This is a genomic window from Kocuria rhizosphaericola, from assembly GCF_044462205.1.
Taxonomy (GTDB): Bacteria; Actinomycetota; Actinomycetes; order Actinomycetales; family Micrococcaceae; genus Kocuria; species Kocuria rhizosphaericola.
Genome location: NZ_JBISWK010000067.1, coordinates 1 through 15,571, shown reverse-complemented (window position 1 = coordinate 15,571; position 15,571 = coordinate 1). Strand labels below are relative to the sequence as shown.

The following is a 15,571-nucleotide window of genomic DNA, read 5'->3' as shown; positions in this document are numbered from 1 at the left end:
CCTGACCACCGTTGCCCAGGCCACCGTTGCCCAAGGTGCCGTTGCCGCCGTGACCGTTGCCGGGGATGGCACCGTCACTGCCCTGACCACCGTTGGCTCGTTCGGGCCCGTTGCCCGCACCTGCGTCCGGATGCGACGAGCCCACGGTGGCCGTGACCACCGTGAAGGGCGCGGCTGCGTCGGCCATGGGACTCGCTGCAAGAGCACCGGCCAGTCCACAGACGGTGAGTGCTGAAGCGATGGGGGCCACGAGCAGGGCACGCAAGAGGGTCGTCTTCACGGTTGTCTCCGGAGGGTGAGGAGTGGTGTGGGGATCACTGCACACTCTAGGAAGTTTTCATGCGCATACATGTACATAAAACAGCGGTCATATCGCATGCCCCCACTCATCGGGGGACCACGTTGACTCTGCTCCCACCTGCGGAGATGCTCGCGCCTTGGACAGCAGCCCGGCCACTGGTCCGCGCGCCGTCCCCCGAACTGCACCGGATGAGAGCGGCTACATCCCCGGAAGTGTGTACGACGCCGTTGCTGTCACACCAAGGCCTGTAAACCGCCGCCGAATCCCTAGGCATGCCTCTCAAAAGAGACTTGAGCCCGATGGTGATCGCGCCCAGCACGGCCCCACCGCGGTAGGTCAGCACCGGCTTGCCGTAGCGGGCCGCGAGGCCTCGCCGGCGCTTGAGGACGTCGAAAAGGAGCGCTCGACGACGTTGCGGCTCTTATCGCCCTCGGCGTCGAAGGGCGGTGGCCTCCCGCCTTTGGCGCCGCGGCGGGACCGATGCCCGGCCTGGTCGGCCCTCGAGGCATCACCGCGGTGATGCCTCGAGGGCGCAGATGCGCCCGGATCGCTCTCGTGGAGCAGGCCTTGGTCAAGCCCCTGCGATGCCGCCCTCATAGTCTGATTGCCGCTAACCGGGCCATATGTAAAGCCGGGGGGTCCGGGCTGCTCTGGCACCCGCTGCCCGCGGTTCAACCCGCGCTGCCCGGTCCCGGCGTGTCGAGCCGACTTGTGGTGAACCCCCGGGACTCAGCCCCTCCGTTGGCCTGCAGGGGACCGCTGTGAAGAAGAGTCGCCCAGCTCACCCTGTGCTTCTCGAGAGATCTCATCAACGTCCCATTGTCCATCATACTAGTACGTATTAGTGTGGTGGACGACACGCCTCTCCCGTTGCTATGTGCTGTCGACGCGCACACTCATGACTGCAAGGAACAACCTATGAAGCTCGGACTCATCACCGACTCCGTCAACCATCTGCCGTTCGAACAAGCCCTGGACCTGGCCCAGGCCCTGGGGTTGAGCTCCGTCGAAGTGGCCACCGGCAACTGGTCTGAGAGCCCCCATGCCGATCTGCCCGCCCTGGTCTCCTCAGCCCAGGCCCGAACCGAGTTCACCGGGATGATCGCCGACCGCGGCCTGAGTCTCAGCGCGCTGACCGCCAACGGCAACCAGCTACACCCCGTCAGCGGACCTGACCAGGACCGGGTGGTCCGCGACACCATCAATGTGGCCAGTGAGCTGAACGTTCCCTCCGTCGTGTTGATGTCCGGACTTCCCGGAGCTCGCGGTGACGCGGCCCCGAACTGGATCACCACCTCCTGGCCGCCGGAGAACCTCGGGGTTCTCGACTATCAGTGGAATGAGGTCGCGCTTCCCTACTGGCGAGGCCTGGCTGCCTTCGCCCGGGACAAGGGCGTCCGGCTGGCGGTAGAGGCGTGCGGTGGTCAGCTCGTTCACAACGTCTCCACCCTGTTGCGGCTCATCGACGCCGTGGGTGACGACGTCGTCGGTGCGAACCTTGACCCCTCCCACATGATGTGGATGGGTGCCGACATCCCCGCCGTCATCCAGGCGCTGGGATCTTCGATCATTCATGTGCATGCCAAGGACATTCGCCTCAACAGGCCCGTTGCCTCCCGGGATGGATTGTTGGACACGGTGCCGATGGAGCAGGCGGCTGACCGGGCCTGGAATTACGTCACTCTCGGTGTGGGACATCCGGACGGGGCCGCCTTTTGGGCCGACTTCGTCTACCACCTTCGCTCGGTGGGCTATGACGGAACGCTCAACATCGAGCATGAGGACACCCTGGTCAACTCCATCGAAGGAGTCACCCGGGCCGCCAGCATGCTGAAGCAGGTCATCCTGGTCGAGGCCCCCGACTGGCAACCGGCCAGCATCTGAAGCACGGGACTGCCGCACGTGCAGGTCACCTGATCGTGCGGCAGTCCTCTTCCCGAACGAGGCTGCTGCGCTGAAGTGCCTCTACCTCGTCACCAGATCTCTTGATCCGACCGGCGGCGGTAGAGCACGCTGGGTGATGAGGTGGAAGCCGGCGCTGAACGCGTTTGCGATCACCTTCGCCGGACGGTTCGAGAGAACCGCTCACTGATGAAAACTGCCGGACCCCACCCACCGTTTATCGGACAGTCCCTTGCTGCGGTATCGACTGGTCTGGTGGTTCCGGGTTTCGGTTGCGGAAAAGTGGCGGAGTGGGGCGAGTGGGGGCGACCGACTGGTCGGAAGCAGGGGACTGCCCCCGGTTCACCTGACTCCTGACTTGTGAGGATCTGTCCTCACAGTGAGGATGAAACCGTGCCCAAGCCCTACCCCGAGGAGTTCCGCCGCGACGTGGTGGCGGTGGCCCGCAAGCACGAGGCCCCGCTGTCCCAGATCGCCCGCGACTTCGGGATCTCAGAAGCCACCCTGCACAACTGGTTGCGCAAGGCCGACGTCGACGACGGTGTCCGGCCCGGTGTGACGACGGCCGAGTCGGAGGAGTTGCGGGCGCTGAAGCGGCGCAACCGGCTGCTCGAGCAGGAGAATGAGATCCTGCGCCGAGCAGCGGCATTCTTCGCCCGCGAGCTGCCCCCAAAATGACGTACCCGCTGGTCCTCGACCTGGCCGCCGACGGGATCCCCGTGGCGGTGACCTGCCGGGTGCTCGGTTTCTCCAAGCAGTCCTTCTATGAGTGGCGGGCCAAGCCCGTCACCGACCGGGACTGGGATGACGCTCATCTGATCAACGCCGCGATGGCCATCCACGCCGACGACCCCGCATTCGGCTACCGCTTCATCGCCGACGAGCTACCCGACCACGGCATCACGGCTGGGGAGAACCGCGTCCAGCGCCTGTGCTCGGCCCAGCGCCTCTTCAGCGTCCACTCCAAGAAGCGGGGCCTGAATCGCCGGCCCGGCCCACCGGTCCACGACGACCTCGTGGAGCGGGACTTCACCGCCACCGCGCCCAACCGGCTGTGGCTGACCGATTTGACCGAGCATCGCACCGATGAGGGCAAGCTCTACCTCTGCGCGATCAAGGACGTCTACTCCAACCGGATCGTCGGGTACTCGATCGACTCGAGGATGAAGGCATCCTTGGCGGTCACGGCTCTGCGCAGTGCGGTGGCCCGCCGCGGGACGGTGGTTGGGTGTGTGGTTCATTCGGATAGGGGTAGTCAATTTCGTGCCCGGAAGTTCGTGCACGAGCTCGCCCATCACGGCCTCGTGGGATCCATGGGCAGGGTCGGGGCGTGCGCGGACAACGCCGCCATGGAGTCGTTCTTCGCCCTGCTCCAGAAGAACGTTCTGGACCGGCAGCGCTGGTCCACCCGGGAAGAACTGCGGTTGGCGATCGTGACCTGGATCGAGAAATCCTACCACCGCCGGCGCCGGCAACGCCGTCTCGGTCGCCTTACTCCGGTCGAGTTTGAGACCATCAATCACGGCCTCCGAGCCGCCTGAAAACCATCAACCCCGAGAGTCAAGGAAAGTCGAGGCAGTCCCCAGCGATGTAGGTGCCGGCGTGCGGTTGACGTACCAGCAGCCCGGCAGCAACAAGGTGGTCTATAGCTTTCCTGACCGTGATCCGTGACACGTTCAGTCGGGCGACGAGCTCGCTTTCCTTTTCTAGCTTGGCGCCTGGGGTGAGCACTCCGTTGCGGATGGCCTCTTTCAGGGCCAGCTCCAGCTGGTAATAGAGGGGAATGGGAGAGGTTTTGTCGATCGCCAGTGGCAACGTTGCAGACATTGTGGACTTCCAGAAGCGCGTGGATTGATGGGTACTTCAGCGGATACCGGGTGCGGACGGCATTTGTGTGATGGGTCTGGGTCCGCATCCTCCAGTTCATGCGGCATCTTTGGGCATGGCAGGTCGCGGCCAGTTCCATGGGTGTCGAGGCGGTCCGGCCTATCGGAGGGATTCTGGGGTGACAACGCCCGTGGGGAACGGGCCAAGGGTATGTGCCGCACGGGCGTTGTCACCGGTGGCCGCCCCTGGTGCCTGCCGGCGTTGATGGGCGGTTGCCGTCGATGTTCCGACGCGTTGGGTAGGCGCCGGTGACGGTGAGGCCTATCGGTGCGCAGGGCACCTGAGCGTTGCCGCTTAGAGAGGGCGGGCGTCGGCGCTGGTGTGTGGCAGCGCTTGGAGGAACTGCGCTGAGGCACGGACATCGGCCATCGGCCCCACACCGTGTGGTGGCCCGGAGAGCCTGGTGTCCTGTTCCAGAACGTACCATCCCGGGTAGTCGACGGCCTCGAGCTCGGTGACGATCTCGGCAATCCGGCAATCGCCAGCACCCAAGGGGACGAACATTCCTTGCCGGACCCCGGCTGTGAACTCCAGCTCGCCGCGTCCGACTTGCCCGGCCATCTCGGCATCGACGTCTTTGAGGTGGACGTGGCCGATGCGGGAGGCGTGCTGTCGCACCAGCTCAAGCGGGTTCGTGCCGCCGATGAGCAGGTGTCCGGTGTCGAGGCACAGATCGACAGACGTCTCCTCGAGCACCCGTTCCACCGCGGCGGCGGACTCGATCATGGTGCCAACGTGCGGGTGCAGCACAGCCGTGATCCGCAGCTCAGCGGCCCGCCGGACGACTCGCTCCAGGTTTGTCCCGAAGACCGCCCACTGCTGATCGTCCATCTGCTGCTTGTCGTCGTAGGAGACGGCTCCGGTGTCGGCGGACAGCACCAGCACCTGCGCTCCGGCAGCCTTGAAGGCCTCCAGTTCGGCTTCGACCGCAGGCATGGGGTCGTGGTTCTGGTCGTGTAGGACGACCGGCAAGAAACCGCCGACTGCCCTGAGCCCGTAGTCCCGCAGTGCTTGGGCGCGGTCCTGGGGGTCCACGGGCAAGAACCCGACAGGCCCGAACTCGGTGGCGGAGATTCCCAGTTCCGCCATCTCAGTCAGCACCTGTTCAGGGGTCAATTGGTATCCCCAGCCCTCGGCCTCACACACCCCCCAGGAAATGGGGGCGGCGGCCAGGCGGTCGGTCATGATTGCCATGTACGTATCCCTGTTCTATGTGGTGTGTGGACTACTGACCGTGGCGGGGCCGGTCCGAGGGAGCAGCAAGGGATTCGGCCATATCGGCCTGGACCTGCTGCATCTGGGAAGTGTGCCCACCCAGCTGCGCGAGCTCGTGGGTGAGCTCCTCCAGCTCCGCGCCACCGGCCATCTGCGCGGTGAGGTCGCCCACGGTGATGTCCTGCTTCTCGTAATAGCCGATGGACTTCCCGCGCTTGAGCAGCAGGAACCGGTCCCCCACCGGATAGGCGTGGTGCGGGTTGTGGGTGATGAACACGACCCCGAGTCCCCGTTCCTTGGCCTGCAGGATGTAGCGCAGCACCACCCCGGATTGCTTCACGCCCAGGGCCGCGGTGGGCTCGTCCAGAATCAGGACCTTCGCCCCGAAGTGCACCGCCCGGGCGATGGCCACGCACTGGCGCTCACCACCGGACAGCGTCCCGATGGGCTGGTCGACGTCGCGCAGGTCGATGCCCATGTCGGCGAGCTCCTGTTTGGTGATCTCCTTCATCTTCGCCACGTCCAGGCGTTTGAAGGGCCCGAAGCCGGTGGTGAGCTCGGAGCCGAGGAAGAAGTTGCGCCATACCGGCATCAGCGGGACAACGGCCAGGTCCTGGTAGACGGTGGCGATCCCGGCGTCGAGGGCCTGTCGCGGCGAGGTGAAGGTGGTCTCTTCACCGTTGACGCGCAGAGTGCCGTCGGTGTGCTGGTGCAGCCCGGCGATGATCTTGATCAGGGTGGATTTGCCGGCCCCGTTGTCGCCGAGCACGCAGGTGACTTTGCCGGCCTCGACGGTCATGGTGACGTCGCGCAGGGCGATGATGTTGCCGTAGCGCTTGCCGATGGCCTCCAGTGCCACGAGGGCAGCAGGGCCCTCCGTGCTGGCCGGGTCGGCGGGGTGGGCGCCGGGGGCGGGGGTGGTGTGCGGTTGCGTGGTCATGGGGTGCACCTATTTCCTCTCGATGCGCTTGCGCACGTACATGTTGACGATGGTGGCCAGCAGCAGCATCAGGCCGAGGAAGAACTTGAACCAGTCCGGGTTCCACTCGGCGTAGACGATGCCGCGGGAGGCGATGCCGAAGATCAGCGCGCCCAGGGCCCCGCCGATCGCGGAGCCGAAGCCGCCGGTGAGCAGGCACCCGCCGATCACCGCGCCGATGATGTAGAGGAACTCGTTGCCCACGCCTTCCCCGGACTGCACGGAGTCGAAGGCGAAGAGGTTGTGCATGCCCAGCAGCCAGGCGCACAGGCCCACCCCCATGAACAGCCCGATCTTGGTCTTCGCCACCGGCACGCCCACGGCGCGGGAGGCGTTCTCGTCCCCGCCCACGGCGAAGATCCAGTTCCCGACCTTGGTCTTGAGCAGAATGAAGGTGGCGAGCAGGGTCAGGGCGACCCAGTAGAAGACGGTGATCCGCACGTCCACCCCGAGGATGGTCACCGAGGAGGCGAAGATCGCCTTGGCCGAGGCGAAGCCGTCCATGTTGCTGATCGAGGGTGAGGAGACGGAGCCTCCGATCAGCCGGGTCAGGGCGAGATTCAGACCGGTGAGCATCAGGAAGGTCGCCAGGGTGACGATGAAGGATGGGAGCTTGGTGCGCATCAGCAGTGCCCCGTTAATCAGCCCGATCAGCAGGGAGGTCAGCAGCGCCATGCCCACCCCGACCCAGACGTTGACGGCGAAGAACCAGCTGAACAGCGAGGCGACCAGTGCGGAGGAGATCACCGCCACCCCGGTGGAGAGGTCGAACTCCCCACCGATCATCAGCAGCGACACCCCCACGACCATGATCCCGATGGTGGAGGCCCCGTAGAGGACGGTGGAGATGGACTGGGCCTGAGTGATCGAGGGGGCGGCGATCGCGAAGAACAGCCCGACCACGATCGCCCCGACCAGCGCCCCGATCTCGGGACGAGCCATCAGGGCGCCGAACAGACCACGGGTTTGGATTCGCTCGTCGCCCCCTGCCGCGGCGGCAGAGGTCCGGGAGGAGCCTCCGGCGCCCCCGGAGGAACTGCGATCCGGCGCCGGAGCGGACGGTGTGCGAGTAGAGGACATCATTTTCTCCTGGTTTCCGGGCCCGCTCAGCGGATGCCCTCGGTGGCGTATTCGAGGACCTCGTCGGCGTTGGACGAATCCACGATGGCGGGTCCGGTCAGGGTGGGCTGGCCACCGCCGATCTTGAAGGCCCCGCGGTGGTTCTGCCACAGCGAATCCACGGACAGGTAGCCCTGCAGCCAGGGCTGCTGGTCGACGGTGAACAGCACGTCGCCGTCCACGATGGCCTGAGCCAGGTCACCGTTCATGTCGAAAGAAGCCACCGCCACGTCACTGCCGGCCGAATCCTTCGCCCCGAGCAAAGTCATCGTGTACGGGGCGCCCAGGCCGATGATCGAATCAGCCTCCGAGGAGGTCTGCAGCTTGGCGGTGGCCGTGGAGGAGACCTGGGTCATGTCGGTGCCCTGGACGTAGAGGATCTCCGTCTCCGGCAGGACCTCCTTCACACCGGCGCAGCGGGCCTCCAGCCCCACGTGGCCCTGCTCCTGGATCACACAGATCGGGTGCTGGAGCCCTTCCTCCTGAAGCCGCTCGCCGGCGGCCTCCCCGGCCAGTTGCTCGTTGGAGCCGAAGTGGGCGAAGGCACCCACGTCCTGGAACTCGTTCTCCCCGGCGTTGAGACTCACCACCGGGATCCCGGCCTCCTCGGCCCGCTGCAGCACATCGCGCATCGCGTCGGGCTTGGCCAGGGTCACGGCAATGCCGTCAACGCCCTGGTCGATGTACTGCTGCACGAGCTGGGCCTGCCGGCCGCCCTCGGGGTCGGATCCGTACAGGAACTCCACGTTGTCCTTGGCCGAAGCCTCCTCCGCCCCCTTGCGGATGGTGTCCCAGAACGTGTCGCCGGGAGCTGCGTGGGTGACCATCGCGATCTTCATCGGGTCCGTCTGGGCCACCTGACCGCCGCCCTCACCGCCGCCCTGGGCCTCGGTCCGCCCCCCGGTCGACGAGCAGCCAGCCAGAGCCAGGGCTGGCACCAGCAACGCGGCTCCGACCAGGTACCGCCGGGATGCCCACCGTCGGGGCGAAGGCAAAACACTTCGTGCAGTCATGGAAATGCTCCTTTCACGGCAGGGCCCCGCGCCTCGATGCGCACCTACAAATAACCCCAGGCCGATGTGTTGCCGCTCACACTAATACGTACTACAGTCTCTGCCAAGGGATTTGTCAGGACAACTTTTCATGACCCGTTCTGGCCTGTTCTCGCCCCGTAGACCTCTCTTGAAGGAGCAGCTCGTGTTCGACTCGCGCACCTTGAACGTCGGTTTGATCGGCGCCGGCCGCATCGGCTCCAGCCATGCCCAGCTCATCGCCCGCGCCATTCCCAACGCTCGCCTCGCGGCCGTGGCTGATCCCGTGGACGGTGCCGCCGCCCGCCTGGCCGAGTCGCTGGGAGTGGACACCGCCTACACGGACATCACCGAGTTGCTGGCCGACCCGGCCCTGGATGCGGTGGTGATCACCGCCCCGGCCCGCTTCCACACCACCCTGGTGGAGCAGGCCGCCGCCGCGGGCAAGGCGATCTTCTGCGAGAAGCCGGCAGGGATGACCTTGGAGGAGATCGACCGGGTTCACCGCGCCGTGGATCAGAACGGGGTGGTCTTCCGGATCGGGTTCAACCGCCGCTTCGCCGACGGATTCCCGCAGGCCCGCGCGGCGATCGCGGCCGGGCGGATCGGCACCCCGCAGCTGCTGCGCTCCATCACCCGGGACCCCGGGCTGGCGAACCCGGCTGCGGTGGCGCCCTGGACGATCTTCCTGGAGACCCTCATCCACGACTTCGACACCCTCAACTTCCTCAACCCCGGCGCTCGGGCCGTGCAGGTGTACGCGGTGGCCGACGCCCTGGTGGCTCCGGACTTCAAGGAGGCCGGGCTGCTGGACACCGCCGTGGTCACGATCCGCTACGATAACGGGGCGATCGCCACCGCCGAGGCCAACTTCTCGGCCGCCTACGGCTACGACACCCGGGCGGAAGCCTTCGGCTCGGCCGGCATGGTCACCGCCGGGGACCTGGCGGCCACGAGCATGCGCTACTACGGGCCCGAGGGCATCACCATCGACACCGCTCGCGCCGACACCCAGTCCATGCGAGGGGCCTACACCGCCGAGCTGCAGGCCTTCGTCGACACTGCCCTGGGCGCCCCGACCGAGGGGCCTGGCACCGAGGCCGCCCGTGATGCGCTGCGGATCGCGCTGGGCTGCGTCGAGTCCTACCGCACCAACGCCCCCGTCGAGCTCTCTGTCGCGGAGGCCACCCGATGAGCGCGTTCACCCTGGCCGCCAACGCGGAGATGCTCTACGGCGACCTGCCCTTCGAGCAGCGGGTGCGGTGCCTGCACGAGGCCGGGTTCGAGGTGGAGATCTGGGACTGGACGACCAAGGACCTACCCGCCCTGGCCGCCACCGGAGCCCGGTTCGGGTCGATGACCGGCTACGTCTCCGGCAGCCTGGTCGACCCGGACGGGGCCGCCGCGCTGCTGCGCACCGCCGAGGACTCCCTGGTGGCGGCAGCGGTCCTCGACTGCCCCCGGCTCAACGTCCACGGCACCGGCCTGGACGACAAGGGCCTGCCTGTGGTCGCCCACGAGGTCGTGACCGGGACCGACTGGCTGGCCGCCGCCCGCACCCTGGGGCGGTTGGCCGCCCTGGGCGAACGTCACGGGCGGATCTTCACCCTGGAGAACCTCAACACCGCCGTCGACCACCCGGGGGTGCCCTTCGGACGAGCCGAGGACACCCTGGCCCTGGTCGCGGCGGTGGACAGCCCGCACCTGCGGCTGAACCTGGACCTGTACCACGCCCAGATCGGGGAGGGGAACCTGGTGGAGCTGTGCGCCCGCGCCCTTCCGCATATTGCAGAGATCCAGGTTGCCGACGTGCCCGGGCGCTGCGAGCCCGGCACCGGGGAGATCCACTATCCTCGGGTCGCCGCGGCCCTGACCGAGATTGGATACGAAGGAGTGATCGCGATGGAGGCCTTCGCCGCTGATACCCCTGACGTGGCCCTGCAACGCTTCCGTGACGCCTTCACCACCTCCCGGCGATGACTCCCACCTCCACGTCACAGGACGCCCCCGGCCGCCCGGGCCGACGCCGCGTCACCATGCGCGATGTCGCCCAGGCGGCCGGGGTCTCCCAGCCGCTGGTCTCGATCGTCTTCCGCAACGCGCCCGGGGCCAGCGAGGAGACCCGGGCCCATGTGCGGGCGGTCGCCGCCGAGCTGGGCTACCGCCGTGACGAACGCGCCCGCGTGCTGCGCCAACAGCACTCCCGGCTGCTCGGGGTGGCCTTCGAACCGATGCAGCCCTTCCACGGAGAAATCGTCGACGGCCTGCACCTCGCCGCCCAAGAGCACGGCTACGACATCGTCCTTTCTGCCATCACACCCCACCGCGCCGAAGACGCTGCCGTCGAAGCCTTGCTGCGCGACCGGTGCGAGGTAGTGATCCTGCTGGGCAGCTCACTGCCCCAAGAGCGGCTGGAGCACCTGAGCAGAACCTTGCCGGTCGTCTCCGTCACCCGGGCCATCACCTCGGAAGCCATCGCCAGTGTCGCCACTGACGACCACCGGGGCATGGTCCTGGCCGTGGAGCACCTGATCTCCCTCGGCCACCAGCGCATCGCCTACATCGACGCCAACCGTGAAGCCGGCGGCCAGGAACGCCGCGCGGGGTATCAGGACACCATGACTGCCGCAGGCCTTGCGGACCAAGCCCTCATCGTGGCCGGCGGCGCCTCGGAGGCCGAAGGTGCAGCTGCCGTCACCGAGCTCCTGTCTCAAGATCCAGCCCCCACAGCCGTGATCGCCTTCAACGACCGTTGCGCCGTCGGGGTGATCAGCCAGGCCCGGGTCCTCGGCCACAGCGTTCCCGAAGACCTCTCGGTGGTCGGTTTCGACGACTCCGAGCAGGCGTCCCTGCCCTACATCGATCTCACCACCTTGGCCCAGGACCCTCAGCAACTGGCCCACACGGCCGTCGAGCTTGCCCTGCGCCACCTCACTACCGCAGCGACAGACACTCCCGCGCCAGGCGAACACATCGTGATTCCCTCACAACTTGTCGCCCGCACCAGCACCGCTCCTGTCCACCTCTGATCCTCAAAGGAAACCAAATGGTCACGTCTTCCATGGGCAGCGCCAGCGCCGCGTCCAAGCCGTCGCTGCCTCCGCTCGTTCCGGGGCCGTATCGCCAACGGCTTGGCACAGTGGCACTCATCGCAACGTTCGGTGGCTTGTTGTTCGGCTACGACACGAGCGTGATCAACGGTGCGATGGAACTCATGTCTCGGCCCGACCAACTGAATCTCGACGCGCTCGGTGAAGGTATAGCGGTCAGCTCGCTGCTCTTCGCTGCCGCCGTCGGCGCCATCTCGGGCGGCCGGTTGTCGGACGCCTGGGGTCGCCGCAAGACCATCATCCTGCTCGCGGCGATGTTCTTCGGCGGGGTGATCTTCTGCGTCGTAGCCCCGAACCTGGCGATCATGGTGGTGGGCCGCGTCATCCTCGGCCTGGCCGTGGGCGCCGCCTCGACCGTGGTACCGGTGTTCCTGGCAGAACTGGCGCCCTTCGAGATCCGTGGTTCACTCGCCGGCCGCAATGAGCTGATGATCGTCACCGGCCAGCTTGCCGCTATCGTCACCAACGCGATCATCGGCAATCTCTGGGGCGAGGAGTACCCCTGGGTCTGGCGGGTCATGCTGGCCTTCGCCGCGCTGCCGGCAATTGTGCTGTTCTTCGGCATGCTGCGCATGCCGGAGTCCCCGCGGTGGCTCGTGGAGAAAGGCCGCAACGATGAAGCCCTGGAAATCCTCAAAAGCCTGCGCCCGGAGGGTCGCGCCAAGCCGGAGCTGGATGAGATCTCCTTCGTCACCAACGAAGAAGAGAAGCTCATCCCGATGGACCTCGCGGGCATCTTCAGCAACAAGAACCTGTACCGCATCTTGCTCATCGGTTGCGGCATAGGGTTCTTCCAGCAGCTGACCGGCATCAACTCGATTCTCTACTACGGGCAGAAGGTGCTTATCGATGCCGGTTTCTCGGCCGGTGGAGCACTCATCGCGAACATCGCGCCTGCGGTCATCTCGGTCATCACCGCGATCATCGCCCTGCGCATCATCGACCACATCAGCCGCCGCAAAACGTTCTTGTTGGGGTACGGGCTGGTGACGATCTGCCACATCCTCATCGGCGCCGCCTCCACACTGCTGCCCGAGGGAAGCCCGATCAAGCCGTATGTGCTGCTGGTTCTGATCGTGCTGTTCGTCGGCTCGATGCAACTGTTCTTGAACATCGCCACGTGGGTCACGCTCTCGGAGATCTTCCCGCTGAAGATGCGTGCCTTCGGCATGGGCATGTCGGTGTTTATCCTCTGGCTCACCAACGCCTTCCTAGGACTGTTCTTCCCGACAATCATTGCCGCAATTGGAATCTCAGGCTCCTTCTTCGCCTTCGCGGCAGTCAACGTGGTCGCATTCGTCTTCGTCTACAAGGCAGTGCCGGAAACCCGCGGACGCACCCTCGAGGAACTCGAGGAAGATGTCACGACCGGCGCAATCTACGTCACCAACAAGCCACAACGCGTGGACTCCTGACCGCACGCCCGCGATGAGCCCGCCGCCACTCAAGGCGGCGGGCTCATCGCCACTTACGGACCATCCACCGCAGGACGGTCCGCCGCTAAATGGACATATGTAAAGCAAGAGCGTCTAGCAGCCGATCACCCCGGGACGAGAGTTCCCATGCGATGTCCGAGGCCTGTCTCCGGCCGACCCGGACCGCAGGGATGGCGCCGCGGACACGGGCCCGTCAGCCGGGGCCCCGCTCCGTGCGGGCGGTGATGATGTGCCCCCGCATCGGCAGTTCCAGGCGTCCGTCGGCGGTCCGGAAGGGCTGGAGGGCCTCCCTCGTGTCCTCGAAGATCCGGGCGTAGGCGTCGTCCGAGAGGCGCTGTCGCAGCGGGGTGCCGTCGACCTCGGTCGCGATGAACTCGTCGAGGGACGGGAAGGCGGCGGTATCCGTGCGGGTCAGCGTGTCGACGACCCGCAAACCGGCGGCGACGAGTCCCTCGGTCAGCTCGGTGAGGTCGCCCAGCCGCCAGTAAGTACTGATCACGTCGACCGCTGCCGAGCCCGCGTGGCGCGCGACGACCTCGTAGAACGGCGCCCAGGCGGTCTGCGCCCGGAGCTCGTCCCAGACCTGCACGGCCACCGTCCCCTCAGGGGCCGCCACGCGCGCCATTTCCCGCAATGCGCGGCCCGGGTCCGGGACGAACATCAGCCCGGCCTGGCACAGCACCACGTCGAAGGACAGGTCCGGGAACGGCAGGGCGACGGCGTCGGCCTCGACCCACTCGAGGTCGGGGGAGACACGCCGCGCGACGGCGAGCATGCCGGCGTTGACGTCGAGCCCCACGACGCGTCCGCGTCCCTGCAGGAGGCGCGCCGCCTCCCGTGCCACCACACCGGTCCCGCAGGCGACGTCGAGGACCGACTGCCCCGGCCGGACACCGGCGGCCCGCACGAGGTGCGGGGCCCAGCGCCCGAACAGGGCCGGCACGAACTGCGCTTCGTAAACCTCCGCCGCGTCCACGGAAACTTGGAAATCGTCACTGGCCATTGTCGTGCCTCCAACAGCTCCGGTGCCGTTCGATGTGATGTCCAGTCAACCACCGGGGCCATCCTCGGACCAGCTCCATCACCTCACAACTCAGCACAGTTGGGAACACTGGAACAGCACCGCTTGGCCTCTCCAATGAGAGAAGGAATTCACACGTCCTCCGCATCAGGACCGGCAGGGGCAGCACAGCTTAGATAGTGACCGTCGCCAGCTCTCGGATCCTCCGATACAGGGTGGCTCTAGACATCCCGAGGTCGTGGGCGACCTCGGTAGCCGGCTCCCCCGTCTCGATCAGCCGCAGTGCGTTGCGGATCTGGGAGTCTGTACAGGTCTGCCGGCGCCCGCCGAGGTCCTTGCCGGCGGCCCGGCGTTTGGCCACCGAGTCGGTGATCCGTTCCCGCTTGATCTCCATCTCCATCTGCGCCAAAGCGGCCATCACGGTGAAGACCATCGAGCCCATCGGAGTCGCGGTGTCCACGTCTCCCCCACCGAGGTTCAGCACCCGCAGACCAGCGCCTCTAGCTGTACCCAGCCAGGACGTTGGTAGCAGGGGGTGTTGACGTGAGGAGAGCCTCCGGGTGGGGTGTGGCTTGTCTAAGGCCCACATCCACCACGGAGGCTCCCGTGTCCCACCGTAACGCCCGCACCACCGTCCACGGCAGGCTGCTCATCGTCTCCCGGCATCGGTCCGGGATGCCCAAGTCCCACATTGCCAAGGCCATGGGGATCTCGCGCAAGTGCGTGGCCCACTGGATCGCCCGCGACGACACCGAGGGCGAGGCCGGCCTGCACGACCGGTCCTCGCGCCCGCACACCACCCCGACCCGCACCTGCACGAGCACGGAGCAACGGGTCCTGGCGCTGCGCGCCAGGACCCGGCAGGGCCAGGACTGGATCGGGGGCGAGCTGGGCATCCCGGCACGCACGGTGGGCCGGATCCTGGCCCGCCACCAGGTCCCGTACCTGCGGGATCTGGACCCGCTGACCGGGGAAGTCCTCCGGTCCTCGAAGACGACCGCGGTGCGCCACGAACGCGAGCATCCGGGCGAGCTGGTGCACATGGACGTGAAGAAGCTCGGGCGGATCCCTGATGGTGGCGGGTGGCGGGCCCTGGGCCGTGCGAACGCGGTCAGAGATCGCCGCCACGGGCCCGGCTTCGACTACGTGCACACGGTGGTCGATGACCACTCGAGGCTGGCGTACTCCGAGATCCACGCCGATGAGAAGGGCACCACCTGCGCGGGGTTCCTGACCCGGGCGGCCGCCTACTTCGCCGCCCACGGGATCCCGAGGATCGAGCGGATGATGACGGACAACGCCTTCGCCTACCGCCACTCCACGGCCGTGCGGGCGGTCGTCGCCGCGCTGGGGGCCAAGCAGGTGTTCATCCGCCCGCACTGCCCGTGGCAGAACGGCAAGGTCGAGCGCCTCAACCGCACCCTGGCCACCGAGTGGGCTTACCGGCAGGTCTTCACGAGCAACGACGAACGCACCGCGGCCCTTGCCCCCTGGATCGAGTACTACAACACTGAAAGACGCCACAGCGCACTCGGCGGACTCCCGCCGCTCAGCCGCCTGCGACCAACCT

Annotated in this window: 14 protein-coding genes and 2 pseudogenes; 8 read left to right on the top strand and 8 right to left on the bottom strand. The window is 66.8% G+C overall.

What is annotated here, in order from left to right:
• A pseudogene (locus ACH9D2_RS06915) lies at positions 1-280 on the bottom strand (hypothetical protein); the annotation flags it as partial.
• 939 nt (positions 281-1,219) lie between these two features.
• Between ACH9D2_RS06915 and ACH9D2_RS06910 the strand changes: the two are divergent.
• From ACH9D2_RS06910 to ACH9D2_RS06900, 3 genes and pseudogenes are all read left to right on the top strand, one after another.
• Positions 1,220-2,185 (top strand): TIM barrel protein, encoded by a 966-nt coding sequence (locus ACH9D2_RS06910; RefSeq protein WP_396362103.1) that lies wholly within the window; start codon positions 1,220-1,222, stop codon positions 2,183-2,185.
• Positions 2,186-2,234: 49 nt separating this feature from the next.
• A pseudogene (locus tag ACH9D2_RS06905) lies at positions 2,235-2,393 on the top strand (IS256 family transposase); the annotation flags it as partial.
• A gap of 203 nt (positions 2,394-2,596) precedes the next feature.
• A protein-coding gene (locus ACH9D2_RS06900) for an IS3 family transposase (RefSeq protein WP_396362102.1) occupies positions 2,597-3,744 on the top strand; the annotation gives its coding sequence in 2 pieces (ribosomal slippage) (positions 2,597-2,870 and positions 2,870-3,744; 1,149 coding nt in all).
• Between the two features lie 19 nt (positions 3,745-3,763).
• On the opposite strand, the gene ACH9D2_RS06895 is transcribed toward ACH9D2_RS06900, so the two are convergent.
• From ACH9D2_RS06895 to ACH9D2_RS06875, 5 genes are all read right to left on the bottom strand, one after another.
• Positions 3,764-4,030: a GntR family transcriptional regulator gene (locus ACH9D2_RS06895; protein ID WP_396362101.1), complete on the bottom strand. Its 267-nt coding sequence runs from the start codon at positions 4,028-4,030 to the stop codon at positions 3,764-3,766.
• 354 nt (positions 4,031-4,384) lie between these two features.
• Positions 4,385-5,284, bottom strand: coding sequence for a TIM barrel protein (locus ACH9D2_RS06890; RefSeq protein ID WP_396362100.1), 900 nt, complete (start codon positions 5,282-5,284; stop codon positions 4,385-4,387).
• Between the two features lie 31 nt (positions 5,285-5,315).
• On the bottom strand, positions 5,316-6,245 hold the full coding sequence (locus tag ACH9D2_RS06885) for an ATP-binding cassette domain-containing protein (RefSeq protein ID WP_396362099.1): 930 nt from the start codon (positions 6,243-6,245) through the stop codon (positions 5,316-5,318).
• 9 nt (positions 6,246-6,254) lie between these two features.
• On the bottom strand, positions 6,255-7,226 hold the full coding sequence (locus ACH9D2_RS06880) for an ABC transporter permease (protein WP_396362098.1): 972 nt from the start codon (positions 7,224-7,226) through the stop codon (positions 6,255-6,257).
• A 164-nt stretch (positions 7,227-7,390) separates the two neighbouring features.
• Positions 7,391-8,260 (bottom strand): substrate-binding domain-containing protein, encoded by an 870-nt coding sequence (locus tag ACH9D2_RS06875; protein ID WP_441005565.1) that lies wholly within the window; start codon positions 8,258-8,260, stop codon positions 7,391-7,393.
• Positions 8,261-8,600: 340 nt separating this feature from the next.
• Between ACH9D2_RS06875 and ACH9D2_RS06870 the strand changes: the two genes are divergently transcribed.
• From ACH9D2_RS06870 to ACH9D2_RS06855, 4 genes are read left to right on the top strand one after another with little or no spacing between them, the layout of a single operon-like run.
• Positions 8,601-9,629, top strand: a complete 1,029-nt coding sequence (locus ACH9D2_RS06870) for a Gfo/Idh/MocA family oxidoreductase (protein WP_396362097.1) — start codon at positions 8,601-8,603, stop codon at positions 9,627-9,629.
• Positions 9,626-10,414, top strand: a complete 789-nt coding sequence (locus tag ACH9D2_RS06865) for a TIM barrel protein (RefSeq protein WP_396362096.1) — start codon at positions 9,626-9,628, stop codon at positions 10,412-10,414. Before ACH9D2_RS06870 ends, ACH9D2_RS06865 begins: the two co-directional genes overlap by 4 nt.
• Before the next feature lie 56 nt (positions 10,415-10,470).
• Positions 10,471-11,463 (top strand): LacI family DNA-binding transcriptional regulator, encoded by a 993-nt coding sequence (locus ACH9D2_RS06860; protein ID WP_396362095.1) that lies wholly within the window; start codon positions 10,471-10,473, stop codon positions 11,461-11,463.
• A 17-nt stretch (positions 11,464-11,480) separates the two neighbouring features.
• Positions 11,481-12,959, top strand: a complete 1,479-nt coding sequence (locus tag ACH9D2_RS06855) for a sugar porter family MFS transporter (protein ID WP_396362094.1) — start codon at positions 11,481-11,483, stop codon at positions 12,957-12,959.
• Between the two features lie 214 nt (positions 12,960-13,173).
• Here the strand turns inward: ACH9D2_RS06855 and ACH9D2_RS06850 are convergent, their stop codons facing one another.
• Positions 13,174-13,983 (bottom strand): methyltransferase domain-containing protein, encoded by an 810-nt coding sequence (locus ACH9D2_RS06850; RefSeq protein WP_396362093.1) that lies wholly within the window; start codon positions 13,981-13,983, stop codon positions 13,174-13,176.
• 190 nt (positions 13,984-14,173) lie between these two features.
• Positions 14,174-14,590 (bottom strand): recombinase family protein, encoded by a 417-nt coding sequence (locus tag ACH9D2_RS06845; RefSeq protein ID WP_396362092.1) that lies wholly within the window; start codon positions 14,588-14,590, stop codon positions 14,174-14,176.
• A 17-nt stretch (positions 14,591-14,607) separates the two neighbouring features.
• On the opposite strand from ACH9D2_RS06845, the gene ACH9D2_RS06840 reads away from it, so the two are divergent.
• A partial coding sequence (locus tag ACH9D2_RS06840; protein ID WP_396362091.1) for an IS481 family transposase occupies positions 14,608-15,571 on the top strand: 964 nt, incomplete at its 3' end.

Coding starts and splice junctions, on each gene's coding strand:
- ACH9D2_RS06910 (WP_396362103.1), top strand. CDS start 1,220: ATGAAGCTCGGACTCATCACCGACTCCGTCAACCATCTGCCGTTCGAA.
- ACH9D2_RS06895 (WP_396362101.1), bottom strand. CDS start 4,030: ATGTCTGCAACGTTGCCACTGGCGATCGACAAAACCTCTCCCATTCCC.
- ACH9D2_RS06890 (WP_396362100.1), bottom strand. CDS start 5,284: ATGGCAATCATGACCGACCGCCTGGCCGCCGCCCCCATTTCCTGGGGG.
- ACH9D2_RS06885 (WP_396362099.1), bottom strand. CDS start 6,245: ATGACCACGCAACCGCACACCACCCCCGCCCCCGGCGCCCACCCCGCC.
- ACH9D2_RS06880 (WP_396362098.1), bottom strand. CDS start 7,226: ATGGCTCGTCCCGAGATCGGGGCGCTGGTCGGGGCGATCGTGGTCGGG.
- ACH9D2_RS06865 (WP_396362096.1), top strand. CDS start 9,626: ATGAGCGCGTTCACCCTGGCCGCCAACGCGGAGATGCTCTACGGCGAC.
- ACH9D2_RS06860 (WP_396362095.1), top strand. CDS start 10,471: ATGCGCGATGTCGCCCAGGCGGCCGGGGTCTCCCAGCCGCTGGTCTCG.
- ACH9D2_RS06855 (WP_396362094.1), top strand. CDS start 11,481: ATGGTCACGTCTTCCATGGGCAGCGCCAGCGCCGCGTCCAAGCCGTCG.
- ACH9D2_RS06850 (WP_396362093.1), bottom strand. CDS start 13,983: ATGGCCAGTGACGATTTCCAAGTTTCCGTGGACGCGGCGGAGGTTTAC.
- ACH9D2_RS06845 (WP_396362092.1), bottom strand. CDS start 14,590: ATGTGGGCCTTAGACAAGCCACACCCCACCCGGAGGCTCTCCTCACGT.